The following is a 22300-nucleotide window of genomic DNA, read 5'->3' as shown; positions in this document are numbered from 1 at the left end:
GGATCCGAGAGCGATGCGATTCGACCTGCCCGACGAGAAGAAGCTGACCCACGAGATGATCATCCCGATGCGCTGGGGCGACATGGACGCGATGGGCCACATCAACAACACGATCTACTTCCGCTACATGGAGTCGGTGCGGCTGGAGTGGCTGTTCAAGGTCGGCGGCGCGACCGATGCGCAGGGCAACGGCCCGGTCATCGTCAATGCGTTCTGCAACTTCATCCGCCAGCTCAAATACCCCGGTGACCTGCTCGCGAAGCACTATGTCGCGAACCCGGGCCGCACCAGCTTCGACACCTACCTGACGCTGGAACGCACCGATGCGCCGGGCGTGATCTGCGCCTCCGGCGGCGCGAAGACGGTGTGGGTCAACTACGCGGCCGAGAAGTCGGTGCCGCTGCCGGAATCGGTGCGGGCGCTGATCGCCTGATCGTCCCGTTCAGGCGCGCAGCAGCTTGTGCACCAGCTCCGCCGTGGTGCTGGCGAGGTGCTTCTTCATCAGCCGCGCGCGGTAGACGTCGACGGTGCGCGGGCTGATGCCGAGCCGCTTGCCGATCTGCTTGCTGGTCAACCCGTCGATCAGCAGCGCGGCGATCTCGCGCTCGCGCGGCGTCAGCTCGACGCCGACGCGGCGCTTGGCCGACAAGTCCTCGAACGACCAGATGCCGGCCGCGTGCGGTTGGGCTGGGTCGAGCGCGCGGCCGGAGACGTGACACCAGAACAGGGCATCGCGCTGCGCGCCGCCCAGGCGCTTCATCACGCGCTCGTCGGCGTAGCCGCCGCGGGCGTTCAGGCTGGCGACGATGCGCGCGCCGGTGTTCTCGAACTCGGCCTGCGACGGGTACAGCAGCTCGAAGCTCTGGCCGACGAGCGCCTCGCGGGTGGTGCCGAACATCTCCACCAGCTCGCGGTTGCAGTCGACCATCAGGCGGTTGCGCGACAGCACCAGGCCGATCGGCGCCAGGTCGAAGGCGGTGCGGTAGTCGAGTGCCGTCACGGTCAGAGCAGGGCGTAGCTCGTGGTCGCGTGGGCGGCGAGGACACCGTCGCCGGTCGTGATGCGGATGTCGCCGAAGGCCATCGTCCTGCCCAGGCGCAACACGGTCGCCGTCACACGCGCCTCGCCGGCGTTGCCGGGCACCGGGCGCAGGAACGTGGTCTGCAGCTGCACCGTCGTCATCGGACGGAACGCGCCGAGTCGGGTCATCACCGCGAGCACCATCGCGGTGTCGGCGGCCGCCATCAGCGTCTGCCCGCACATCACGCCGCCGGCGTGCACGTGGCGCGGCGTGACCGGCAGGCCGAGCACGACTTCACCCGGACTCGCGGCGATCACGCGCAGCTCGAGCAGCTTGACCCAGTCGGCGAACACGTTCGCCAAGGCGTCGTCGAGGAAAGCGGTGTCGAATGCGGGCGCGGCGGTCGTGTCGGTCATGGCAGGCTGCGGAAGTATGCTTAGGCAATTCTACGTAACGACTACGTAATGCCATACGTAGTACGCTCCCGCGCTGCATCTCGCACGCGTTTCTCCAGGAGTCATCCGAATGAACAAGATCTTCCCCAGCGCCGCCGCCGCGCTCCAGGGTGTCGTGAAGGACGGCCAGCTGATGGCCGTCGGCGGCTTCGGCCTGTGCGGCATTCCCGAGGCGTTGATCGAGGCGTTGCGCGACTCGGGCGTCAAGGGCCTGACCGTGATCTCGAACAATGCCGGCGTCGACGGCTTCGGCCTCGGGCTGCTGCTCGAGACGCGCCAGATCAAGCGGATGATCTCGAGCTACGTCGGCGAGAACAAGGAGTTCGAGCGCCAGTACCTGGCCGGCGAACTCGAGCTCGAGTTCACGCCGCAGGGCACGCTGGCCGAGAAGCTGCGCGCCGGCGGCGCCGGCATCCCGGCGTTCTTCACGAAGACCGGCGTGGGCACGCTGGTGGCCGAAGGCAAGGAGACGCGCGAGTTCGACGGCCACGTCTACGTGATGGAGCGGGCGCTGGTGCCCGAGGTGGCGCTGGTCAAGGCGTGGAAGGCCGACAAGAGCGGCAACCTGATCTTCCGCCGCACCGCGCGCAACTTCAACCCGGCCTGCGCGATGGCCGGCAAGACGACGATCGTCGAGGTCGAGGAGATCGTCGAGACGGGGTCGTTCGATCCCGATGCCGTGCACCTCCCCGGCATCTACGTTCACCGCATCGTGCTGAACGCGAACCCCGAGAAGCGCATCGAGAAGCGCACCATCACCGAGAAAGCGGGAGCCTGAACATGGCCTGGACACACGACCAAATGGCTGCTCGCGCCGCCAAAGAGCTTCAAGACGGCTTCTACGTGAACCTCGGCATCGGCTTGCCGACGCTGGTCGCGAACTTCGTCTCGCCCGAGATCGAGGTCTGGCTGCAGAGCGAGAACGGCATGCTCGGCATCGGCCCGTTCCCGACCGAGGACCAGGTCGACGCCGACCTGATCAACGCCGGCAAGCAGACCGTGACGACGCTGCCGGGTTCGTCGATCTTCGGCTCGCACGACAGCTTCGCGATGATCCGAGGCGGCAAGATCAACCTGTCGATCCTCGGCGCGATGCAGGTCAGCGCCAAGGGTGATCTGGCCAACTGGATGATCCCGGGCAAGATGGTCAAGGGCATGGGCGGCGCGATGGACCTGGTCGCCGGCGTCGCGCGCGTACTGGTGCTGATGGAGCACGTCGCGAAGAAGAAGGACGGCACGATCGACCTGAAGATCCTGCCCGAGTGCACGCTGCCGCTGACCGGCGTGGGCGTGGTGAATCGCATCATCACCGACCTGGCGGTGCTCGACGTCACGCCCGCCGGGCTCCAGCTGGTCGAACTGGCCGACGGCGTGACCCGCGAAGAGCTGCAATCGAAGACGGGCGTGCCGGTGCTCTGACCGCCGACGCCGGCCACCGCGATGCTGCACGACCCGGCGCGCCACGAAACCCTGATGGCGACGCCGTGGCAGGAGGCGCCGGTGCGCGCGGCGATCCAGGCGATCGCCGACGACATCTGCGAGCGCTTCGATCCGGCCACGCTCTGGCCCTCGCACCCGCGCGAGCGCGAAGAGGGCGACGCGGCAGTGCCGCAGCCGATGCTCTACAACGGCGCAGCGGGCGTGGTCTGGGCGCTGCGGCGCCTGCGCGATCACGGCGTCGCGCGGGTCGAGCTCGACCTCGCACCGATCGTCACGGGTCTGCACGAGCACAGCCGGCGCTGGATCGATGCCAACGAATCCGAATGGCCGTCGTACTTCCTCGGCCACTCGGCGGTGCTGCTGCTGCAGTGGTCGCAGGACCGCTCGCCCGCGGTCGCGGATGAGCTGTTCGCGCTGGTCGAGAGCAACCTCGAGAACAAGGCGCTCGAAGCGTTGTGGGGCTCGCCCGGCACGCTGGTCGCGGCGCTGCACATGCTCGAGGCGACCGGCGAGGCGCGTTGGCACGCGCTGTTCCGCCGCGGCATCGACATCCTGTGGTCGCAGATGAGTCCGGTACGCCACAGCGCGCACCCCGATCGCGAGGTCTGGATCTGGATCCAGCAGCTCTACGGCAAGACCAGTCACTACCTCGGTGCCGGCCACGGATTCGCCGGCAACCTGTTTCCGGTGATCCGCGGCGCGCGCTGGCTCGATCCATCGGTCGTGGCCGCGTTCGAGGCGCGGGCCGCCGACACGCTCGACGTGGCGGCCGTGCGCGAGCCCGGCCTCGTGCACTGGGAGCCGATGTTCGACCGCGCGTTCTTCGGCTACCCGCCGCGCCCGATGGTGCAGGACTGCCACGGCGGCCCTGGCATCATCTGCCGCCTGGCCGGGACGCAGTCGGCGCCGCTGCGCGCGATGCTGGTCGAGGCCGGCGAGCTGGTCTGGCAGGCCGGCCCGCTGGTCAAGCGGCCGGGCCTGTGCCACGGCACCGACGGCAACGGCTATGCGTTCCTGAAGCTGCACGCGGTGACGCGCGAGAGCGTCTGGCTGGATCGTGCGCGCGCCTTCGCGATGCACGCGATCCGGCAGTCCGACGCGCTCGCCGCGCAGTACGGCTGCCGCGTGCCGTCGTTGTGGACCGGCGACCTCGGTCTGGCGATCTACCTGTCGGCCTGCCTGCGCGTCGACCCGGATCTGCCGGCGCTCGACAGCTTCTGATTCAGCGCGGCGTCGCAGCCCGCTGCCGCTGCACTTCGTTGCGCTTCATCTTCAGGTACTCGTCGCGTTCCACCTCGTGGAGTTGCCGCGCGTGGCGTTCGGTCGCGTCGAACCAGTCGCGCAGCCGCTTCTCCTGGCGGTCACCGGCCGGGCTGGCCATCGACCCGAGGTAGGCCTCGATCGCGAGGTAATAGCGCATCGTGTTGCGCTCGACCACGCCGCGCACGCCGTCGATGTAGGTCGGCTTGCCGTCCTCGCCCTTGCCGGTGACGCTGAAGCCGACCTTGTCGCGCCCGGCCGTGGCCAGGTAGGCCTGCATCGCCAGCCGCGCCGCGGTGCCGTAGCCGTAGGCGTACGACATGTGCACGAAGCTGCGCTTGTCGTCGAGCGGGATCGCCTCCAGCGCGAGCCGGTAGTTCTTCGTGCCCATCGGCCCGTCGTCGGCGCTCATCTGGACCCGCAGGTAGTCCGCGCTCGCGGCCGGCATCGTGTAGTTGAAGGCGACCTTGTAGCCGTCGTCGAGCGGCTGGTCGAACTTGCGGCCGACGACCAGGCTCAGCACCTCGGCCGGCGGCTTGCCGGTGAAGGTGCAGCCCTTCACGTTCAGGTGCAGGATCAGCAGATCGCACCAATGCTCCATGCCTTGCAGCGCCGGGCCGACGAGCGTGAACGGCTGATCGACCACCGCGTAGACGTCGCCCTTCAGATCGCCCGACGACTGGGCCGATTCCAGCACCAGCGGCCGCTGGAACGGGTTGTTCGCGAGCTTCTCTTTCAGGCTGTCGTGCCGAGCCTTCAGGCCCGCCGCGTCCTGGGCGTGGACCGGTGCGATCAGCGCCAGCGCGAGGGCGAGCGCCAGCCCGGCGGCGTGCTTCCATGAGGTGTTCATCGCGTTGTCTCCTTGGTGTCTCGTCAGAGCCAGTACTGCCAGATCCTCCCGAACGTCTCCTTGGCGCGCTCGAGCGGCGAGCGCCGTTGCCACTGCTCGAGCGTGATCTGCTTCGACTGGGCCAGGTCGTCGTCGAACGCCGCGCGCATGCGCTGGCCGAACTCCTTGCCGAGCACGACCGCGTTGACCTCCTGGTTGTGCAGGAAGCTGCGCCAGTCCAGGTTGGTCGAGCCGACCGTGGACCAGACGCCGTCGATCAGCGCCGTCTTCGCATGCAGCAGCGCGTTCTGGCGCTCGTAGATCTTGATGCCGCCGGCCAGCAGTTCGTCGTAGTAGGAGCGGCCGGCGTGGAACACCAGCGCGGAGTCGGTCGCACCGGGCAGCACGATCTTCACGTCGACGCCGCGCGCCACCGCGCCCTTGAGCGACGCGATCAGCTGCGGGTCGGGCACGAAGTACGCGTTGGTCAGCAGGATCTCGGTCTCGGCCGAATCGATCGCCGAGATCAGCGTCGCGTAGATCACGCTGTAGGGCTCGTCCGGCGAGCCGCCGAGTGCGTGCACGACCTCGCTGCCCTGCCGCGTGAGCTTCGGGAAGTAGTTGCGCGGCGCTAGCGGCTTGCCCTTCTGCTTCTCCCAGGTCGCGATGAACATCTTCTGCAGCTCGGCGACGACCGGGCCGTCGATCTGCAGGTCGGTGTCGCGCCAGGGCTGCTTGTTGCCGGGGCGGTCGTTCTTCGAGCCCTGGCTGAACGAGCCGCCGGAATAGACGCTGCTGATGTTGATGCCGCCCAGGAACGCGGTCTGGCCGTCGACGACGAGCAGCTTGCGGTGGTCGCGCTGGTTCACCTCCCAGCCGGCCTTGGCGGTAAGCGGGTTGACCGGGTTGAACTCGACCACGTTGATGCCGGCGTCCGTCAGTGTCTTGAAGAACTCCTTCGGGGTGCTCAGCGTGCCGACGCTGTCGCGGATCAGGTTGACCGTGACGCCCTGGCGCTGCTTGGCGATCAGTGCGGCGGCGAAGCGCTGGCCGACCTCGTCGGCCTCGAGGATGTAGGTCTCCATGTTGATGTGGTCGCGCGCGCCCTCGATCGCCGCGAACATCGCCTGATACGTGGCCGGCCCGTCCAGCAGCAGCGCGACGCGGTTGCCGGCGACCAACGGGCTGTCGCTGATGGCGGCTTCCAGCGCGAGATGGCGGTCGAGGACATCGGTCTCCTTGCCGCCGGCGCGCAGGCCTTCGAGGATCTGCTTGCTGCGAGCCGCCGACAGCGGGCCGCGCCCGCCCTGCAGCTGCGGCTCGCCGCTGCCGCGCGCCATGTCCGGCACGACGCGCGGCAGTGCGGTGCAGCCGCCCAGCAGCAGGATCGAGGCGACGAGCATCCAGCGGGGGAGCCAGCGGGTCATGCGGGGACTTTCTGCGCCAACGCGCGTGCGGCGGCGGCGACCAGCGCCGGGCCTTGGTAGATGAAGCCGGTGTAGAGCTGGACCAGGTTGGCGCCGGCCGCGACCTTGGCTCGCGCATCGGCGGCGCTCATCACGCCGCCGACGCCGATGATCGGGTAGGCGCTGCCGAGTGCCGCACGCAGCTGGGCGATCACGCGGTTCGACGCCGCGAACACCGGCGCGCCCGACAGGCCGCCGGCCTCGTCGCCATGCGCCAGGTGCTTGACGGCGTCGCGCGCAATCGTGGTGTTGGTTGCGATCACGCCGTCGATCGCGTGGCGCTTCAAGGTCGCGGCGATCGCGTCGACTTGCGCCTCGTCCAGGTCGGGCGCGATCTTCAGGAACACCGGCACGCGGCGGCCGTGCTTCGCCGCGAGTTGCTCGCGGCGCTGCTGCACCGCGCCGAGCAACGAATCGAGCGCGTCGTCGCCCTGCAGCGCGCGCAGGTTCTTGGTGTTCGGGCTCGAGATGTTGAGCGTCACGTAGTCGGCGTGCGGGTAGACGCCGTCCAGGCACAGCAGGTAGTCGGACGCCGCGTCGTCGATCGGCGTGGCCGCGTTCTTGCCGATGTTCAGGCCCAGGATGCCGCCGTTGGCGCGGAAGCGCGCGCGCTTCACGTTGGCGATGAAGGCGTCCAGTCCCTCGTTGTTGAAGCCGAGCCGGTTGATCAGCGCGTTCGCCTCGGGCAGGCGGAACATGCGCGGCTTCGGATTGCCGGGCTGGGCCTTGGGCGTCACGGTGCCGACCTCGATGAAGCCGAAGCCCATCGCACCCAGGCCGTCGATGCAGCGGCCGTTCTTGTCGAGGCCGGCCGCCAGTCCGATGCGGTTCGGGAACTTCAGACCGGCCAGCACCACCGGGTCGTCGACGCGGTTTTGCGACCACACGCATTGCAGCGGGGTGTTCTGCATCCGCGCGATCGAATCGAGCGTCAGATCATGGGCGCGTTCGGGATCGAGACCGAACAGAAAAGGGCGGGCGAGGGCATAGGGAAGCAGCGACATGGTTGCAGATTGTCGCAGTGGAAGTCGCGTCATACTGCGTCGTCGGACACGTCCTACCCGCTTTTCAGGGAACCTTTATGAGCTCGCACCACCCCGTGGAACCGCACCGCTTCGAGCGCGACACCTTCGGCGAGATCGCCGTCGCCGACACCGCCCTGTGGGGCGCACAGACGCAGCGCTCGCTGCATCACTTCGCGATCTCGTCCGAGCGCATGGCGCCCGAACTGATCCGCGCGCTGGCGCTCGTCAAGCGCAGTGCCGCGCTCGTCAACCGCGAACTCGGCGCGCTCGATGCCGCGAAGGCGGACGCGATCGTCGCGGCCGCCGACGAAGTGCTCGCGGGTCGGCACGACGCGCAGTTCCCGCTCTCGGTCTGGCAGACCGGCTCGGGCACCCAGACCAACATGAACATGAACGAGGTGCTGGCGAACCGCGCCTCGCAGCTGCTCGGCGGTCCGGTCGGCGAGGCGCGGCTGGTGCACCCGAACGACGACGTCAACCGCGGCCAGTCGTCGAACGACGTGTTCCCGACGGCGATGAGCGTCGCGGCGCTGACCGCGCTGGAAGCCCGGCTGCTGCCCGCGCTCGACACGCTGCGCGCGACGCTGGCCGCCAAGGCGCACGGGTTCGCCGACGTCGTCAAGATCGGCCGCACCCACCTGCAGGACGCGACGCCGCTGACACTGGGGCAGGAGATCTCCGGCTGGGTCGCGCAGATCGACCATGGCATCCGGCATCTGCGCACGACCCGCCCACACCTGCGCGAACTGGCGCTCGGCGGCACGGCGGTCGGGACCGGGCTGAACGCGCATCCGGAATTCGGCGTTCGCGTCGCGGCGGAACTGGCGCGCACGACCGGCTATTCGTTCGAATCGGCGCCGAACAAGTTCGAGGCGCTGGCCGCGCACGATGCGATGGTGTTCGCGCACGGCGCGTTGAAGACCGTGGCCGCATCGCTGACCAAGATCGCCAACGACGTGCGCTGGCTCGCGTCCGGCCCGCGCTCGGGCCTTGGCGAGATCACCATCCCCGAGAACGAGCCCGGCAGCTCGATCATGCCGGGCAAGGTCAACCCGACCCAGTGCGAGGCGCTGACGATGCTGGCCGCGCAGGTCATGGGCAACGACGTGGCGGTCAACATCGGCGGCGCGTCGGGGAACTTCGAGCTCAACGTGTTCAAGCCGCTGATCATCCATAACCTGCTGCAGAGCATGCGGCTGTTGGCCGATGGTGCGCTCAGCTTCGAGGAGCACTGCGCGCGCGGCATCGAGGCCGACCGCGCCCGCATCGGCGAGCTGGTCGGCCGCTCGCTGATGCTGGTGACGGCGCTGAACCCGCACATCGGCTACGACAAGGCCGCCAAGATCGCGAAGACCGCGCACGCGCAGGGCCTCAGCCTGAAGGAGGCGGCGCTGGCCTCGGGGTTCGTGACGGCCGAGCAGTTCGACCTCTGGGTGAGGCCCGAGGCGATGGTCGGATAATCGCAGCCCATGACCCAGGACGAACTCAAGGCCCTCGTCGGCCAGGCCGCGACGGCCTACGTGGAACCCGGCAGCATCATCGGCGTCGGCACCGGCTCGACGGTGAACTGCTTCATCGACGCGCTCGCGAAAATGCCGGTGCCGATCAAGGCCGCGGTGTCGAGCTCGCATGCCAGCACCGAGCGGATGCGGGCGCTCGGCATCGAGGTGCTCGATGCCAACCAGGTCGAGTCGCTCGCCGTCTACATCGACGGCGCCGACGAGATCGACCACGCCGGCCACATGATCAAGGGCGGCGGTGCCGCGCTGACGCGCGAGAAGATCGTGGCCGACATCGCGGCGCGATTCGTCTGCATCGCCGACGAATCCAAGCTGGTGACGACGCTGGGTCGCTTCCCGCTGCCGATCGAAGTGATCCCGATGGCGGCGGCGCAGATCGCGCGCCGCGTGCGCGCGCTCGGCGGCGAGCCGGCGCTGCGTGCCGGCGTGGTGACCGACAACGGCGGCCAGATCATCGACGTCCGCGGCCTCGCGATCACGGATCCCGCGGCGATGGAGCGCGAGATCAATCAGTGGCCGGGTGTTGTCAGCGTCGGCATCTTCGCGCGCAACAAGGCCGATCTGTGTCTGCTGGGCACTGCACAGGGCGTGCGGACGCTGACTTTCTGAGCCGCGGGTGCGCGCCGGCGGCCGAGTGCGACCGAAAAGCGCGTAACCTCGGGCCTCGGCACCCGCGCGGGCGCCGGACCCGGCACTGACACAAAGGACGGCCCATGGCCAAACCAAATTATTCGTTCGAGAAGCGCCAGCGCGAGTTGGCGAAGAAGAAGAAGAAAGAAGAGAAGCTGAAGGAGAAGGCCGGTCGCAAGGCGGGCGAACCGGGCAGCGACGACGCGCCCGCGGACGAAGACACCAGCGCCGAGGCGCAACCTGTCGACGGGCAGGCGCCGGCCCCATGACGTGACGCGGCGCCGCCGACCCGCAGCGGACGCCGCGGCGCCAGCGCCACCTGCCGCATCGCCGGTGGCCGCGTACGCGCCCACCCTCAACGCCGGTTTCCAGGCGACCGCGTCGCGGGTGCAGGAGATGCACCAGGCGATCGCCGGCAAGACCTTCGACAGTCTCCTGCGCGTTCCTGGCCTGTCGATGCCGACCCGCATCGTGCAGGGCGTCCACGACGCGATCACGCAGGGCGTCTACGCCGCGGTGCGGCATGGCGGCAGCGCCGCCTTCGCGCTGGCCGGTGGCATCGAGCGGCGCGTGGACGATCCGGCGCGCACGCCCGGTCCCAAGGAACAGTTCTTTCGCAGCGCGCTCAACGGCGCGGTCGGCGACACGCTGGCAGCCGCGGGCAGCGCGCTGGCCGTGCAGATGAGCCTGCGCGAGCGCGACGGGCCGGTGACGCGGGAGCGGCTTTCGGGTTTGCCGTCACGGGCCTGCATCTTCCTGCACGGCCTGGCCTGCGACGAGCACAGCTGGCGCCTGCGTCAGGACGCGTGGGCCGATTCGCCGTGGGCCGCGCGCCACCCGCCCGGTGAGGGCGTCACCTACGGCGAACTCCTCGAAAGCGAACTGGGCATCGGCGCACTCTGGCTGCGCTACAACACCGGCCTCGCGGTCGATCAGAACGCGCAACACCTGGCCGAGCTGATGCAACGCGCGGCCGCCGCGGCGCCGCAGGTGCGTGAGTGGGTGCTGGTCGGCCACAGCATGGGCGGCCTGGTCGCGCGGCGCGCGCATGCGCTCGCGACCGACGGCGGGCTCGACTGGGCGACGCGCGTCAGCACGATCGTCTGCCTTGGCTCACCGCACCAGGGCGCGCCGCTGGCCGGTCTGGGCCATGCCGCCGCGGCCGCGCTCGACGTGTCCGACGTGACCCGGCCGCTCGCGCGGGTCGCGAATGCCCGCAGCCGCGGCATCAAGGACCTGCGACGGGGATTGCAAGGCCAGACGGCGCCGGCACCCGCACTGCGGCTGGTGTTCGGCACGCTCGCCGACCCGGGCGAAACCGGGCTCGGCACGCTGGTCGGCCGCTGGCTCGGTGATGGGCTGGTCCGTGCCGGCAGTGCGTCGGCCGACGAACTCGGCGGCGACGTGCAGCGCGTGGAACTCGCGGGTCTCGGCCACATGGCCCTGTTGAACCACCCGCGCGTCTACGGCGTCATTCGCGGCTGGATGGCGGGCGATTCGGCCCGCGCCGCGCCCGGCGGCTGACGAAACGGGCCGGGTCGAGCGCATCGAGCAGGCTGGCTTCCACCGGCGCCGGCGCACCGGTGACCCACGACGCCAGCACCTGCGCGCCGAGCGCGCTCCAGGTCACGCCGCGCGAGCCGAGCGCGGCGAACAGGAACAGGCCGGGTTGACGCGGCACCTGGCGCGGCTGTTCGAGCCGCGCGCCCTGCGGCGCGAGTTCGGGGACGGCGCCGATCAGCGGCAGCTTGTCCCGGGCGCTGCAGCGCCACCCGGTGCGACCGCGCAGGTCGGCCGGCGTGAGCTCGACCGGCTGGCCGGTCAGGCGCGCGAGTTGCGCGAGGTTGGCGACGTGGTCGGCCTCGCGCACCGCCGGATCGGCGTCGCCGGGTTGTGCGGTCGCGCCGAACATCGCTTCGCCGCCGATCGCCGGCAGCAGGTAGCCGCGGCCGGCGATCGGCACCCGCGGCGTCGCCAAGCGGGACGCATCGGCCACACTGATCTGGCCACGCACGCTGTCGATCGGCCAGTCGGCCGCGCCGATCAGGCGCAACGCGTCGGCGGCGTTCGCGAGCACCACGGTGGCCGCCTCGGCCAGCGTGTTGTCGCTCGCGTCGAGCAGGCGCCAACCTGAACCGATGCGTTCGAGCCGCTGCACCTCGGCGTGCGCGCGCCACGCCGCGCGGTCGCCGGCGCGGGCAACGAAGTGGCGCGCCAGCCCGGCGGGCTGGACCCAGCCGCCGCCCGGATAGAACCACGCCGGATGGTCGAGCGCGAGGCCGGCCCGGGCGCCGGCCTCGTCCGCGCCCAGCGCCTCCACGTAGGCGCAGGGCAGGGCGAGCCGGTGCAGCACCGCGCGCATCTGCATCACGGTCAGGGTGGTTTCCAGGCGGAGCAGGCCGCGCGCGCTGCCGGGCACGCCGGCGTCGACCGCCGCCTGCACCGCGCCGCGAGCGGCCAGCGCGGCGGCGCGATTGAAGCGCGCGTGCAGGCCGTCCTGCGCGTTGACGATGCCGTGGAACAGGCCGGCCGGGTTGCCCGAGGCCTCGGTGGCGGGCGCGTCGTGTCGGTCGAGCAGCGTGCTGCGCCAGCCCTGCGCGGCGAGGGCCCAGGCGGCCGCACAACCGGCCAGGCCGGCGCCGACGATCACGGCGTGGCGCTCGCCCTCGGCACGTTGCGCGGGCATGCGCGCGGGGGCGCGCCGCGGCCTGAACGCCGGGGCGAAGCGCGCGTGGATCGCCCCGCGTCCGGCCTGCTGCTCGATGTCGACGTTGAAGCCCGCGGCGGACAACGCCGCGCCCCACGCCGGCGGGTGGCCGATCGCGACGAGCATCGCGTCCGGTGCGGCGAGCCGGGCGAACGCCTTGGCCAGGCGCGCATCGGAATCCGACGGGAGCGTGGCCAGGTCGAACGCATCGACGGTGGCCACCAACTCAGGCAGCCAGGCGCGCAACCCGCCGATGGCGAGCAGCAGCTCGACCGCGCCGTGATCGAACGACAGCCGATGCAGGTTCGGCGTCAGCGGTGGCCAGGCAGCGCGCAATGCCTCGACAAGCGGCGACGCGGCGTCCTGGGCGGCGCCCAGTGCGTCGCGCGTCGGCGGTTCGGGCTCGATGGCGATGTAGACGAGACGCTCGCAGCGCTGCGGGTCGTCGCGCCAGGCTTGCCAGGCATCGAGGAACGCGTCCCCGGCGCCGAACGCGGTGGCGAGGATGACGAACCGTTCGCGACCCTGCCAGCGATGCATCGTCGTCACGTGCTGCGCGCGGCCAGCCAGGCGAGCAGGCGGTCGCGCGCCGGCGCCAGCCCGCGGTAGTCCAGCACCGCCGGGCTCATGCTCGCGAGCGCCGCGTGCAGCGCCTGTGCCCGCGGCGCGGCGTCGATCGCCGTCGCCAGTGGCCGGCACTCGACCAGGATCGTGAACACCGCCTGCTGCGCCCCCGGGACGGGGAGGAAGGTCTGGTGCTCGGTGCGCAACGTCGCGGTCGCCGCAAGCGTGTCGGCGTCCGCATCGACCCGCCAACGCACCGGCGGCGCATGGTCCGGATGCTGCGACAGGCGCGCGTCGCTGGCGACGCTCCAGACGAAGCGTTCCCAGCGCTCGCTGCCGGTGACGAGCCGCGCGAGGTGGTCGGCGGCGGTGATCAGGAGCTGGTTGTCCGCGACGGGCGCGTGGACCTCGGCGAAGTGGCGCCCGACCTTGTCCGCCGGCGCCCAGCGCGACGGCAGGCACACGGCGAGCCAGGGGATGTGCGCCGTCCGCCCATCGATGACGGCAAGGTCTTCCGCGAGCGCGAGGCTGAGCAGGCCCGGCAGGCGCCACGCGGCCGGCAGCGCGCGCAGCACCGCGCCGATCGCCGGATCACCGTCGCCCTGCACCTCTGTGCCGCGCACGGACCAGCCGAGCAGCCCGGCGTCGAACGCCAGGTCGCCATCCCAGTCGAAGGCATCGGGGTGATCGCGCAGCGCCCGGTCGAGCAGCGCGTGGAGCGCGGGGCCGGCGTCGAAGCCGGGCGCCGTGAGCAGGGCGGTCAGCGGCCGGTCGCGCAGCACCGCCGTCTTTTCGATCAGGGCCGCCGAACCGGGACGGTTCGGGGTCAGCGGCGCCGTGCCGGGTGCGATGCGCCGCAGGCCCGGTTGCATCCGGAACGGGGCGGCGACGGCGCTGAAATCGAAGGCCATGCGGCCCTCCGTCAACGCGTCAGACGCGCTTGCGGTACTCGTGGGTGCGGGTGTCGATCTCGACCTTGTCGCCGGTCTGCACGAACAGCGGCACCGAGATCTCGAAGCCGGTGGCGATCTTCGCGGTCTTCAGCACCTTGCCCGAGGTGTCGCCCTTGACGGCCGGCTCGGTGTCGGTGATCTCGCGGACCAGGCTGGTCGGCAGCTCGACAGAGATCGCCTTGCCGTCGTAGAACACCACTTCGACCGGCATGCCGTCTTCGAGGTACTGGATCGCGTCACCCATGTTCTCGGACTCGACCTCGAACTGGTTGTACTCGGCGTCCATGAACGCGTACATCGGATCGGCGAAGTACGAGTAGGTGCACTCCTTCTTGTCGAGCACGACCTGGTCGAGCTTGTCGTCGGCCTTGAAGACGACTTCGGTGCCCGAGTTCGACAGCAGGCTCTTCAGCTTCATGCGCACGGTGGCCGAATTGCGGCCGCCGCGGCTGTACTCGGTGCGCAGCACGACCATCGGGTCCTTGCCCTGCATGATGACGTTGCCGGCGCGAAATTCCATTGCGGTCTTCATAGCTGTTTCCGTATGCGGTGGGGGTGGCGCGACGCTGCGCCTGAACTCGCACACGCGGAGCCGAAAGACTCTGGTGCGCGAAAAGCCCTCGATTTTAGCGTGTTTCGGCGACGAAACCGAGCAGCTGGGAGGTCAGGTCCGCCTGGGCGAGCAGGGAATCGCGCCACTGTCGGCAGTTTCGGAGCCAGTCGGTCGCGTCCGGGAACGGCGGCAGTGTGGCGGCCGCGCCATTCCAGGCCCGCCAGAGCGCGCGCAGGTCGGTATTCGCGCCGAAGCGATCGAGGAACGCCTCGAGCTTGGCCACGTGCGCATCGTCGTGCTGCGGATAGATGTGCCACACGAACGGGCGGGCCGCCCATTGCGCGCGCACGAACGAGTCCTCGCCACGCACGAAATTCAGGTCGCTGGCCCACAGCAGGTGGTCATAGTCGCGCTGGGTCAGCCGCGGCAGCAGATGGGCCCGCAGCGCACCGCGCCGCAGCGCGCCGCCGAGGCGCTCCTGCGCGAGGCGAGACGCTGGTCCGGCGGTCGCCAGCAGCAGCGTCGGCTGGCGCGCCAGCTGGTCGAACAGCGCATCGATGGCCGGCGGCTCGTAGCAGAACAGGCTGACGATGCGTTCGTCGGCTTGTCGCGCGACGCCCTGCGCCGCCAGCCAGGCGGTCGCATCGAACGCCGCCTGCCGCGTCGCGAGTTCGGGTTCGCGGATCAACCCGCCGGTGCGCGGCGTGAAGCCGGGATAGAAGAACCACTTGCGCAACCCGGCGCCTGCGCCCTGGGTCTGCGGGGATGCCAGGCGATGGGTTCGTTCGACATACGGCTCGGCGCTGAGGTACTCCAGGTTGATCCAAGTCGGCGGTCGACCGCGGCCGGCCATGCGGCGCACGAAGGATTCGGGCAGTTCGCAGCCGAAGGCCTCGATCACGACGTCCCCCGGCGCGTTGATCGCTTCGCTCGCAGCCCAGTCGCGCACCGCGACGCCCCGCGCGCCAGCGGGTGCCATCCACTGCAGCGCCGTCGGATCGTCGACCCACAGTCGCACCTGCTCGCCGCGCCCGGCCAGGTCGGCGGCGAGGCGCCAGCAGACGCCGATGTCGCCGAAGTTGTCGACGACGCGGCAGAACAGATCCCATTGCATCGGGTCATTATCCGGAGCGGCGGCACAATCGCGCTCGATGACCGACGACGTTTCCACTTCAGCGCAGGTGCCGCACGACGCGGCCCGCGCGCAGCTGCTGGCCGAGGTGGCCGCGCTGCCGAACCTGCCCGGCGTCTACCGCTACTTCGACGCGCAGGACGCGGTGCTGTACGTGGGCAAGGCGCGCGACCTGAAGAAGCGCGTTTCCAGCTACTTCCAGAAGAACCACGGCGGCACGCGCATCGGCCACATGATCACGAAGATCGCGCGGCTGCAGACGACGGTGGTGCGCTCGGAAGCCGAGGCGCTGCTGCTCGAGAACAACCTGATCAAGACGCTCGCGCCGCGCTACAACATCCTGTTCCGCGACGACAAGAGCTACCCGTACCTGAAGATCGTCTCGGGTCTGTTCCCGCGGGTCGCCTACTACCGCGGCTCGGTCGACCAGAAGCACCGCTATTTCGGTCCGTTCCCGAGCGCGTGGGCGGTGAAGGAATCGATCCAGATGATCCAGAAGGTGTTCCGCCTGCGCACCTGCGAGGACACCGTGTTCGCCAACCGCACCCGGCCGTGCCTGCTCTACCAGATCAAGCGCTGCTCCGGGCCGTGCGTGAACCTGGTCTCGGCCGACGACTACGCGCATGACGTGAACCACGCCGAGCGCTTCCTGGTCGGCGAGCAGCAGGAATTGATGGACGACCTGCAGGCGCAGATGATGGCGTACGCGCAGGCGCTGAAGTTCGAGCAGGCGGCGGAGATCCGCAACCAGATCGGTGCGTTGTCGCGCGTGCTGCACCAGCAATCGGTGGAGGACAACACCGGTGTGACCACCAAGGATGCCGACATCCTGGCCGTCAAGGTTGAGGGCGGCCGCGCCTGCGTCAACCTGGCGATGGTGCGCGGCGGCCGCCACCTGGGCGATCGGCCGTATTTCCCCAAGCACGTCGACGAGGTGATGGATTTCGGGCCGGAGGACGACGAGGCCGCCGTGCCGGCATCGGTCTCGCCCGAGGTGCAGGTGCTGGAGGCGTTCATCGCCCAGCACTACCTCGATGGCGGCGTGCCGCCGCTGCTGGTGCTGAGCCACGCGGTCGACAAGACGCTGATCGAGGCGCTGTCGCTGCAGAGCGGCATCAAGGTCACGGCCCAGCACCAGCCGCGCGAGCCGCGCCGGGCGTGGCTGGACATGTGCATCAAGGGCGCGCAGCTCAAGCTCGCGCAGTTGCTGGCGGAAGAGGGCTCGCAGCAGGCGCGCACGCGGGCGCTGGTCGAGGCGCTCGATCTCGCGGTCGAGAACATGGACGCGTTCCGGATCGAGTGCTTCGACATCAGCCATACCGCCGGCGAGTCGACCCAGGCCTCGTGCGTGGTCTTCGAAGGCCACAAGATGCAAAGCGCGCAGTACCGCCGCTACAACATCGAAGGCATCACCGGTGGCGACGACTACGCCGCGATGCGACAGGTCCTGACGCGCCGCTACGCGAAGCTGGCCGAGGCCGCGAGCCGCGGCGAGGCGCGCCTGCCGGACCTGGTGCTGGTGGATGGCGGACGCGGGCAGGTCAGCATGGCGCGCGAGGTGTTCGAGGAACTGGGCATCGACCTCGGGCGCATCGTCGGCGTCGAGAAAGGCGAGGGCCGCAAGGTGGGCCTCGAGGAACTCGTGTTCGCCGACGGCCGCCCGAAGGTCTACCTGGGGCGCGACTCGGCCGCGCTGATGCTGGTCGCGCAGATCCGCGACGAGGCGCACCGCTTCGCGATCACCGGCATGCGCGCGCGGCGCGCCAGCGTGCGCACCGGCGGCAGCAAGCTCGAGGACATCGCCGGCATCGGGCCGAAAAAGCGTGCGAAGCTGCTGCAGCGCTTCGGCGGTGTACGCGGCGTGGGCAATGCGAGTGTCGAAGACCTGCAGAGCGTCGACGGCATCTCGAGAGAACTGGCAGAGGAAATCTATCGTGTCCTTCACTGATCGCCGCCGCGCCCTCGAGACGCGCTTGCGGGTGGGCCTGGCGAGTCTGGGCCTGATGGCGGGGTGCTCGGCGCCGCCGCCGCCGTCGCCCGCCGCGCGCACTGCCGAGCCGACGCCGACTGCAACGCCGGCGCAGCCGGTCGCTGCCGCAGCGAAAGCGGCCACCGCCTCCGACGTGCCGGTGAAACTGCCGCCGCCCGGCCCGGTGCGCAACTGGACCGAGGTCCGGCTGCAGGCCGCGCACCGCCTGGTCGCGGCGAATCCGAACGGCACCTACATGGGTGTCCCGCCCGAGCCCCTGCTCGGCATCCCGGTGCTCGAGATCGAGCTGAACGGCGACGGCAGCGTTCGCCGGATCGTCTTCCTGCGGCACCCGCAGGAAGCCAAGGACACGTCCAAGCTCGCCGAAGCGGCGGTGTACCGTGCGGCCCCGTTCGGCGACGTCTCGCGCCTGCCGAAGCCGTGGCGCTTCACCGAGACCTTCCTCTTCAATCACGAGCGCAAGTTCAAGCCGCGCACGCTCGACCAGTGAGCGCTCGAACTGGGGCGACAATGGCGAGATGTTCTTCAACCTGCCGACCCTGCTGACCTGGGCGCGGATCGTCGCGATCCCGCTGATCGTCGGCGTGTTCCAGCTGCCGCTGGCCGAGCCCGACCGCAACCTCGTCGCGACGGTGCTGTTCGTGATCGTCGCGCTGACCGACTGGGCCGACGGCTACCTCGCCCGGCGGCTCAACATGACCTCGTCGTTCGGCGCGTTCCTCGATCCGGTGGCCGACAAATTTCTCGTCTGCGCCGCGTTGCTGGTGCTGGTCGAACTCGATCGCGTGCAAAGTCTGATCGCACTGATCATCATTGGTCGCGAGATCGCCATTTCTGCGCTGCGCGAGTGGATGGCGCAGATCGGCGCGTCGCGCAGCGTCGCGGTGCACATGCTCGGCAAGGTCAAGACCGTCGTGCAGATGGTCGCGATCCCGTTCCTGTTGTTCCACGGCCGGCTTTTCGGCGTGATCGACACGCAGGTCTGGGGCACCTGGTTGATCTACGCGTCCGCGGTGCTGACGATCTGGTCGATGGTGTACTACCTGCAGAAGGCGCTCCCGGAAATCCGCGCCAAGGCCCGCTAGCCGTGACGGCCGCGGCCGACCCGCGCGGTGCGCTCGTCCGCGCCATGCCGTGGGTGTTCGTGCTGATCTGGAGCACCGGTTTCGTCGTCGCGCGCTTCGGCATGCCGCATTCGCCGCCGCTGACGTTCCTGTCGATGCGCTATGGCCTGTCGCTGCTGTGCTTCCTCGGGTGGGTCTGGTGGGCCGAGGTGCCGTGGCCGCGAGAGCGCGCGCAGTGGGGCCATCTCGCGGTCGTCGGGATGCTGCTGCACGCGGGCTACCTCGGCGGTGTCTGGGCGGCAGTGAAAGCCGGCATCGGCGCGGGGACGGTCGCGTTGCTGGTCGGGTTGCAGCCGGTGCTGACCGCGCTGTGGATGTCCTGGTCCAGCCGCGGCAACGGCGATTCGCACGGACGCGTGCTGCCGCAGCAGTGGCTCGGCCTGGCGCTCGGCCTGGGCGGGCTGACGCTGGTCGTGTGGCACAAGCTCGGCGGCGGCGAGGTGACGCACTGGAACCTGGCGCTGGCCATCTTCGCGCTGTTCAGCATCACGATCGGAACGCTCTACCAGAAGCGCTTCGTCGCACCGTGCGACGTGCGCAGTGCCAGCGCGATCCAGTTGCTCGCGGCCCTCGCCGTCAGCGCGCCGCTGGCGCTGTTCGAGACGGAGCCCGTCGTGTGGCATCCGCAGATGATCGGGGCGATGGCGTGGTCGGTCCTGGCGTTGACGCTCGGCGGCAGTTCGTTGCTCTATCTGCTGATCCAGCGCGGCGCGGCCACGTCCGTCACCAGCCTGATGTATCTCGTGCCGCCATGCACCGCGGCGCTGGCCTGGCTGCTGTTCGGCGAAGCGTTCACGTGGAGCATGGCGCTCGGCATGGTGCTGACCGCAAGCGGTGTGGCGCTCGTCGTGCGAACGCCCACGCGCACCGCTTGATGCCGCGCAATGCCGCGGCGCGCACGTCGCCATGTCAAGCGAGAAAGCACGCGCATCTCCTCGATAAACCGGGCGTGGATTACGAATAGAATCCGCTTCCGCGCTTGACACTGAGTGAGGGCGCGGCTGTAATCGTCCGGAGCTGCCGCGTCAGCGCACACGCTCCGAACACCCACCCGAATTCTTCGTGAAATACCTTTAGAGGGGGAATGGCCCGTGAACAAATCCGAGTTGATCGAGCACATCGCCAAGCAGGCCGACATCTCCAAGGCGGCCGCATCGCGCGCCCTGGAAGCGGTGATCGGCGGTGTGAAGACCACGCTGAAAAAGAACAACACTGTCTCGCTCGTCGGCTTCGGCACCTTCAGTGTGGGCAAGCGTGCGGCACGCAGCGGCCGCAACCCGCGGACCGGCGCGACGATCAAGATCAAGGCCGCCAAGGTGCCGAAGTTCCGGCCCGGCAAGGCGCTCAAGGACGCGGTCAACTGATCGACTCCCGGTCCGCGCAACAGGCTCGCGGGTGCTTAGCTCAGTTGGTAGAGCGGCGCCCTTACAAGGCGTAGGTCGGGGGTTCGAACCCCTCAGCACCCACCACCCGAACGGCCACCCGATTCGGCCAGGCAAGCCGGTCAAGCAGCACCGGAGGCTCGGCTAGAATTGCAGCCGCCACCCAGTCAAAGGCGAACCTCGGTTCGCCTTTGTTGCATCTGGGTCGCAGGTTTGCACCGACGCGCATTGCGTCGCACTCCATGCGCCCGATCCCTTGCGATCGGGTCGCCGTTGACAGAGGCATTCGATGTTTGACTTCTTCCGCAAGCACACCTGGCTGCTGCAGGTGATCCTGGGGTTCGTGATCCTCGCGTTCGTCGGCGGCGGCGTGTATCAGGGCTACGGCAGCTTCATGGGCGACGACAACTCGACGGTCGCGAAGGTGGACGGCCGCAAGATCACGCGCAACGAATGGGAGCTCGCGCAGCGCGAGCAGATCGAGCGTGTGCGCCGCCAGATGCCCAACGTCGACCCGAAGGTGTTCGACACGCCGGACATGAAGCGCCAGTCGCTCGACGCGGTGGTGCGCGACCGCGTGATGCTCGCCGCGGCCGACAAGCTGCACCTGGCCACCACCGACGACCGCCTGCAACGGCTGTTCGCCACCGATCCGCAGTTCGCATTCCTGCGCAATCCCGATGGCAGCGTCAACAAGGACGCGCTGTCGGCGCAAGGGATGTCGTCGGAAATGTTCGCGCAGCGCTTGCGCCAGGATTTCTCGCAGCGCCAGGTCGCCGCGGGCATCACCGGGACCGTGTCCGCGCCGCTGGCCGTGACCGCCGCGGCGCTCGATGCGATGTTCCAGCAGCGCGAGGTGCAGGTCCAACGCTTCGCGACCAAGGATTCGATCGCCTCGGTCACGCCGACCGATGCCGACATCGAGAAGTACTACAAGGATCCCGCGAACGCGGCGCAGTTCATGGCGCCGGAGACCGAATCGATCGAGTACGTCGTCCTCGATCTGGATTCGCTGAAGAAGGGCGTCACCGTCTCCGACAAGGAACTGCGCGAGTACTACGCAGCCAACGAACGCCGCTTCACGACGCCCGAAGAGCGTCGCGCCAGCCACATCCTCGTGAAGGTCGATGCCGGCGCGTCGGCTGCCGATCGCGCGAAGGCCAAGGCGAAGGCCGAAGGGCTGCTCGCAGAGGTCAGGAAGAACCCGGCATCGTTCGCGGACCTGGCACGCAAGAATTCGGACGATCCGGGTTCCGCCGAGAAGGGCGGGGATCTCGACTTCTTCGCCCGCGACGGCCTGGCCGCCAAGCCGCTCGAGGATGCCGCATTCAAGCTCAAGCCCGACGAGATCGGCGATCTCGTCGAGAGCGAGTTCGGCTACCACGTCGTCAAGCTGACGGCAGTGCGCGGCGGCGACAAGAAGCCGTTCGATGCGGTGAAGGCCGAGCTGGAGAACGAGGTCCGCACGCAGCTCGCGCAGAAGCGCTTCTCCGAGGCCGCGGTCGAGTTCACCAACACGGTGTACGAGCAGCCCGACAGCCTGAAGCCGGTGATCGACAAGCTCAAGCTCGAACTGCGGACCGCACAGAACGTGAAGCGCACGCCTGCGCCCGGCGCCACCGGCGTGCTGGCGAATCCCAAGTTCCTCGACGCCTTGTTCGGCACGGATGCGGTGCGCAACAAGCGCAACACCGAGGCCATCGAGGTCGCGGCGAGCACGCTCGCGTCGGGCCGCGTCGTTAAGTACGAAGCGGCGCACCAGTTGCCGCTGGAAGAGGTGAAGGCCGGCTTGCGCGAGCGCCTCATCGTCGTGCAGGCCGCGGCCCGTGCGCGCAAGCTCGGCGAGGCGCGACTCGCGGAATTGCGCGCCGCGCCCGCCACCGCGTTGCCGGACGCCGCGGTGATCGTTTCGCGGGCGCAGACGCGTGAACTGCCGGGCACGCTGGTGGATGCGGTGCTGAAGGCGCCTGTCGCGACGCTGCCCGCATTTGTCGGTGTCGACCTGGGCGATCAGGGTTACGCGGTCGCGAAGATCGTCAAGGTGCTCGGTCGCGATCCGGCCACCGCCGATGCGACCCGTGCCCAGGCGCAGTATGCGCAGGCCTGGGGCGAGGCCGAGGCGCAGGCGTACTACACCGCGCTGAAGAGCCGCCTCAAGGTCGAGATCCGGCCGAGCGCGCTGCCGGCCGGCAGCGGCGACGCCGCGTCAGCACCGGCCGCGGCCGCTTCCGCGAAATAGCGAATAGCGC

General features: G+C 69.5%; 23 protein-coding genes and 1 tRNA gene. 15 read left to right on the top strand and 9 right to left on the bottom strand.

Translation table 11 applies throughout. The features are described from left to right. Positions 1–13 precede the first annotated feature (13 nt). On the top strand, positions 14–433 hold the full coding sequence (locus ASC76_RS18435) for a thioesterase family protein (RefSeq protein WP_056469698.1): 420 nt from the start codon (positions 14–16) through the stop codon (positions 431–433). A gap of 9 nt (positions 434–442) precedes the next feature. On the opposite strand, the gene ASC76_RS18430 is transcribed toward ASC76_RS18435, so the two are convergent. Beyond that, complete coding sequence (locus ASC76_RS18430) at positions 443–1000, bottom strand: LuxR C-terminal-related transcriptional regulator (protein ID WP_056469688.1); 558 nt, start codon at positions 998–1000, stop codon at positions 443–445. A gap of 2 nt (positions 1001–1002) precedes the next feature. Then, the gene (locus ASC76_RS18425) at positions 1003–1437 is read right to left on the bottom strand and encodes a PaaI family thioesterase (protein WP_056469686.1); all 435 of its coding nucleotides are present in this window, start codon (positions 1435–1437) and stop codon (positions 1003–1005) included. 109 nt (positions 1438–1546) lie between these two features. Between ASC76_RS18425 and ASC76_RS18420 the strand changes: the two genes are divergently transcribed. The 3 genes from ASC76_RS18420 to ASC76_RS18410 are packed head-to-tail and all read left to right on the top strand — an operon-like array spanning position 1547 to position 4137. Further along, a complete protein-coding gene (locus ASC76_RS18420) occupies positions 1547–2254 on the top strand; it encodes a CoA transferase subunit A (RefSeq protein ID WP_056469683.1) in 708 nt (235 codons plus the stop codon). A 2-nt stretch (positions 2255–2256) separates the two neighbouring features. Next, a complete protein-coding gene (locus ASC76_RS18415; protein ID WP_056469680.1) occupies positions 2257–2895 on the top strand; it encodes a 3-oxoacid CoA-transferase subunit B in 639 nt (212 codons plus the stop codon). 21 nt (positions 2896–2916) lie between these two features. After that, positions 2917–4137: a LanC-like protein gene (locus ASC76_RS18410; protein WP_056469676.1), complete on the top strand. Its 1221-nt coding sequence runs from the start codon at positions 2917–2919 to the stop codon at positions 4135–4137. 1 nt (position 4138) lies between these two features. On the opposite strand, the gene ASC76_RS18405 is transcribed toward ASC76_RS18410, so the two are convergent. Genes ASC76_RS18405 through ASC76_RS18395 form a run of 3 tightly spaced genes read right to left on the bottom strand, consistent with a single transcriptional unit; the run spans position 4139 to position 7475 of the window. After that, positions 4139–5026: a hypothetical protein gene (locus tag ASC76_RS18405; protein ID WP_056469674.1), complete on the bottom strand. Its 888-nt coding sequence runs from the start codon at positions 5024–5026 to the stop codon at positions 4139–4141. Positions 5027–5049: 23 nt separating this feature from the next. Continuing rightward, the gene (cls, locus tag ASC76_RS18400) at positions 5050–6432 is read right to left on the bottom strand and encodes a cardiolipin synthase (RefSeq protein ID WP_056469667.1); all 1383 of its coding nucleotides are present in this window, start codon (positions 6430–6432) and stop codon (positions 5050–5052) included. Continuing rightward, positions 6429–7475 carry a quinone-dependent dihydroorotate dehydrogenase gene (locus tag ASC76_RS18395; RefSeq protein ID WP_056469664.1) on the bottom strand — a complete coding sequence of 349 codons (1047 nt, stop codon included), beginning with the start codon at positions 7473–7475 and terminating at the stop codon, positions 6429–6431. The genes cls and ASC76_RS18395 overlap by 4 nt, the downstream gene beginning before the upstream one ends. 77 nt (positions 7476–7552) lie before the next feature. Here ASC76_RS18395 and fumC point away from each other — a divergent pair, with 77 nt between their 5' ends. From fumC to ASC76_RS18375, 4 genes are all read left to right on the top strand, one after another. Continuing rightward, the gene (fumC, locus tag ASC76_RS18390) at positions 7553–8956 is read left to right on the top strand and encodes a class II fumarate hydratase (RefSeq protein ID WP_056469662.1); all 1404 of its coding nucleotides are present in this window, start codon (positions 7553–7555) and stop codon (positions 8954–8956) included. Positions 8957–8965: 9 nt separating this feature from the next. After that, on the top strand, positions 8966–9625 hold the full coding sequence (gene rpiA, locus ASC76_RS25935; RefSeq protein WP_056469659.1) for a ribose-5-phosphate isomerase RpiA: 660 nt from the start codon (positions 8966–8968) through the stop codon (positions 9623–9625). A 104-nt stretch (positions 9626–9729) separates the two neighbouring features. Then, positions 9730–9915, top strand: coding sequence for a hypothetical protein (locus ASC76_RS18380; protein ID WP_056469654.1), 186 nt, complete (start codon positions 9730–9732; stop codon positions 9913–9915). Between the two features lie 64 nt (positions 9916–9979). Next, a complete protein-coding gene (locus ASC76_RS18375) occupies positions 9980–11170 on the top strand; it encodes a hypothetical protein (protein ID WP_056469648.1) in 1191 nt (396 codons plus the stop codon). Here ASC76_RS18375 and mnmC read toward each other — a convergent pair. From mnmC to earP, 4 genes are all read right to left on the bottom strand, one after another. Next, positions 11118–12893, bottom strand: coding sequence for an FAD-dependent 5-carboxymethylaminomethyl-2-thiouridine(34) oxidoreductase MnmC (mnmC, locus tag ASC76_RS18370; protein ID WP_157615825.1), 1776 nt, complete (start codon positions 12891–12893; stop codon positions 11118–11120). The two genes, ASC76_RS18375 and mnmC, sit on opposite strands and share 53 nt — an antisense overlap. A 5-nt stretch (positions 12894–12898) precedes the next feature. After that, positions 12899–13828, bottom strand: a complete 930-nt coding sequence (locus ASC76_RS18365; protein WP_056469644.1) for a heme-dependent oxidative N-demethylase subunit alpha family protein — start codon at positions 13826–13828, stop codon at positions 12899–12901. A gap of 19 nt (positions 13829–13847) precedes the next feature. Continuing rightward, positions 13848–14402: an elongation factor P gene (gene efp / locus ASC76_RS18360; RefSeq protein WP_056469642.1), complete on the bottom strand. Its 555-nt coding sequence runs from the start codon at positions 14400–14402 to the stop codon at positions 13848–13850. A 94-nt stretch (positions 14403–14496) separates the two neighbouring features. Further along, positions 14497–15537 carry an elongation factor P maturation arginine rhamnosyltransferase EarP gene (gene earP / locus ASC76_RS18355; protein ID WP_056469639.1) on the bottom strand — a complete coding sequence of 347 codons (1041 nt, stop codon included), beginning with the start codon at positions 15535–15537 and terminating at the stop codon, positions 14497–14499. A 37-nt stretch (positions 15538–15574) separates the two neighbouring features. Here earP and uvrC point away from each other — a divergent pair, with 37 nt between their 5' ends. From uvrC to ASC76_RS18320, 7 genes are all read left to right on the top strand, one after another. Beyond that, on the top strand, positions 15575–17503 hold the full coding sequence (gene uvrC / locus ASC76_RS18350) for an excinuclease ABC subunit UvrC (RefSeq protein ID WP_056469637.1): 1929 nt from the start codon (positions 15575–15577) through the stop codon (positions 17501–17503). Further along, a complete protein-coding gene (locus ASC76_RS18345) occupies positions 17490–18035 on the top strand; it encodes a hypothetical protein (protein ID WP_056469634.1) in 546 nt (181 codons plus the stop codon). Before uvrC ends, ASC76_RS18345 begins: the two co-directional genes overlap by 14 nt. Before the next feature lie 28 nt (positions 18036–18063). Then, entirely contained in the window at positions 18064–18630 is a 567-nt protein-coding gene (gene pgsA / locus ASC76_RS18340; protein WP_056469632.1) for a CDP-diacylglycerol--glycerol-3-phosphate 3-phosphatidyltransferase, read from the top strand. A gap of 44 nt (positions 18631–18674) precedes the next feature. After that, complete coding sequence (locus ASC76_RS18335; protein ID WP_056471104.1) at positions 18675–19544, top strand: DMT family transporter; 870 nt, start codon at positions 18675–18677, stop codon at positions 19542–19544. A 216-nt stretch (positions 19545–19760) separates the two neighbouring features. Beyond that, positions 19761–20033: an HU family DNA-binding protein gene (locus ASC76_RS18330; RefSeq protein ID WP_056469630.1), complete on the top strand. Its 273-nt coding sequence runs from the start codon at positions 19761–19763 to the stop codon at positions 20031–20033. 29 nt (positions 20034–20062) lie between these two features. Next, positions 20063–20138: transfer RNA gene (locus tag ASC76_RS18325), tRNA-Val, on the top strand. 202 nt (positions 20139–20340) lie between these two features. Beyond that, positions 20341–22290 (top strand): SurA N-terminal domain-containing protein, encoded by a 1950-nt coding sequence (locus ASC76_RS18320; RefSeq protein ID WP_056469629.1) that lies wholly within the window; start codon positions 20341–20343, stop codon positions 22288–22290. Positions 22291–22300: the final 10 nt, after the last annotated feature.

The organism is Rhizobacter sp. Root404 (assembly GCF_001425865.1).
Lineage (GTDB): Bacteria > Pseudomonadota > Gammaproteobacteria > Burkholderiales > Burkholderiaceae_C > LMDS01.
Note: the sequence above shows the minus strand (reverse complement) of the source record. Positions and strands in the feature narration are given on the sequence as shown.

What these genes read in the sequence shown, in the direction of transcription:
- efp (WP_056469642.1), bottom strand. Translation starts at nt 14,402, where the DNA reads ATGAAGACCGCAATGGAATTTCGCGCCGGCAACGTCATCATGCAGGGC.
- earP (WP_056469639.1), bottom strand. Translation starts at nt 15,537, where the DNA reads ATGCAATGGGATCTGTTCTGCCGCGTCGTCGACAACTTCGGCGACATC.
- ASC76_RS18335 (WP_056471104.1), top strand. Translation starts at nt 18,675, where the DNA reads ATGCCGTGGGTGTTCGTGCTGATCTGGAGCACCGGTTTCGTCGTCGCG.
- cls (WP_056469667.1), bottom strand. Translation starts at nt 6,432, where the DNA reads ATGACCCGCTGGCTCCCCCGCTGGATGCTCGTCGCCTCGATCCTGCTG.
- pgsA (WP_056469632.1), top strand. Translation starts at nt 18,064, where the DNA reads ATGTTCTTCAACCTGCCGACCCTGCTGACCTGGGCGCGGATCGTCGCG.
- rpiA (WP_056469659.1), top strand. Translation starts at nt 8,966, where the DNA reads ATGACCCAGGACGAACTCAAGGCCCTCGTCGGCCAGGCCGCGACGGCC.
- ASC76_RS18365 (WP_056469644.1), bottom strand. Translation starts at nt 13,828, where the DNA reads ATGGCCTTCGATTTCAGCGCCGTCGCCGCCCCGTTCCGGATGCAACCG.
- ASC76_RS18380 (WP_056469654.1), top strand. Translation starts at nt 9,730, where the DNA reads ATGGCCAAACCAAATTATTCGTTCGAGAAGCGCCAGCGCGAGTTGGCG.
- ASC76_RS18320 (WP_056469629.1), top strand. Translation starts at nt 20,341, where the DNA reads ATGTTTGACTTCTTCCGCAAGCACACCTGGCTGCTGCAGGTGATCCTG.
- ASC76_RS18405 (WP_056469674.1), bottom strand. Translation starts at nt 5,026, where the DNA reads ATGAACACCTCATGGAAGCACGCCGCCGGGCTGGCGCTCGCCCTCGCG.
- ASC76_RS18395 (WP_056469664.1), bottom strand. Translation starts at nt 7,475, where the DNA reads ATGTCGCTGCTTCCCTATGCCCTCGCCCGCCCTTTTCTGTTCGGTCTC.
- mnmC (WP_157615825.1), bottom strand. Translation starts at nt 12,893, where the DNA reads ATGCATCGCTGGCAGGGTCGCGAACGGTTCGTCATCCTCGCCACCGCG.
- ASC76_RS18435 (WP_056469698.1), top strand. Translation starts at nt 14, where the DNA reads ATGCGATTCGACCTGCCCGACGAGAAGAAGCTGACCCACGAGATGATC.
- uvrC (WP_056469637.1), top strand. Translation starts at nt 15,575, where the DNA reads ATGACCGACGACGTTTCCACTTCAGCGCAGGTGCCGCACGACGCGGCC.
- fumC (WP_056469662.1), top strand. Translation starts at nt 7,553, where the DNA reads ATGAGCTCGCACCACCCCGTGGAACCGCACCGCTTCGAGCGCGACACC.
- ASC76_RS18420 (WP_056469683.1), top strand. Translation starts at nt 1,547, where the DNA reads ATGAACAAGATCTTCCCCAGCGCCGCCGCCGCGCTCCAGGGTGTCGTG.
- ASC76_RS18415 (WP_056469680.1), top strand. Translation starts at nt 2,257, where the DNA reads ATGGCCTGGACACACGACCAAATGGCTGCTCGCGCCGCCAAAGAGCTT.
- ASC76_RS18410 (WP_056469676.1), top strand. Translation starts at nt 2,917, where the DNA reads ATGCTGCACGACCCGGCGCGCCACGAAACCCTGATGGCGACGCCGTGG.
- ASC76_RS18425 (WP_056469686.1), bottom strand. Translation starts at nt 1,437, where the DNA reads ATGACCGACACGACCGCCGCGCCCGCATTCGACACCGCTTTCCTCGAC.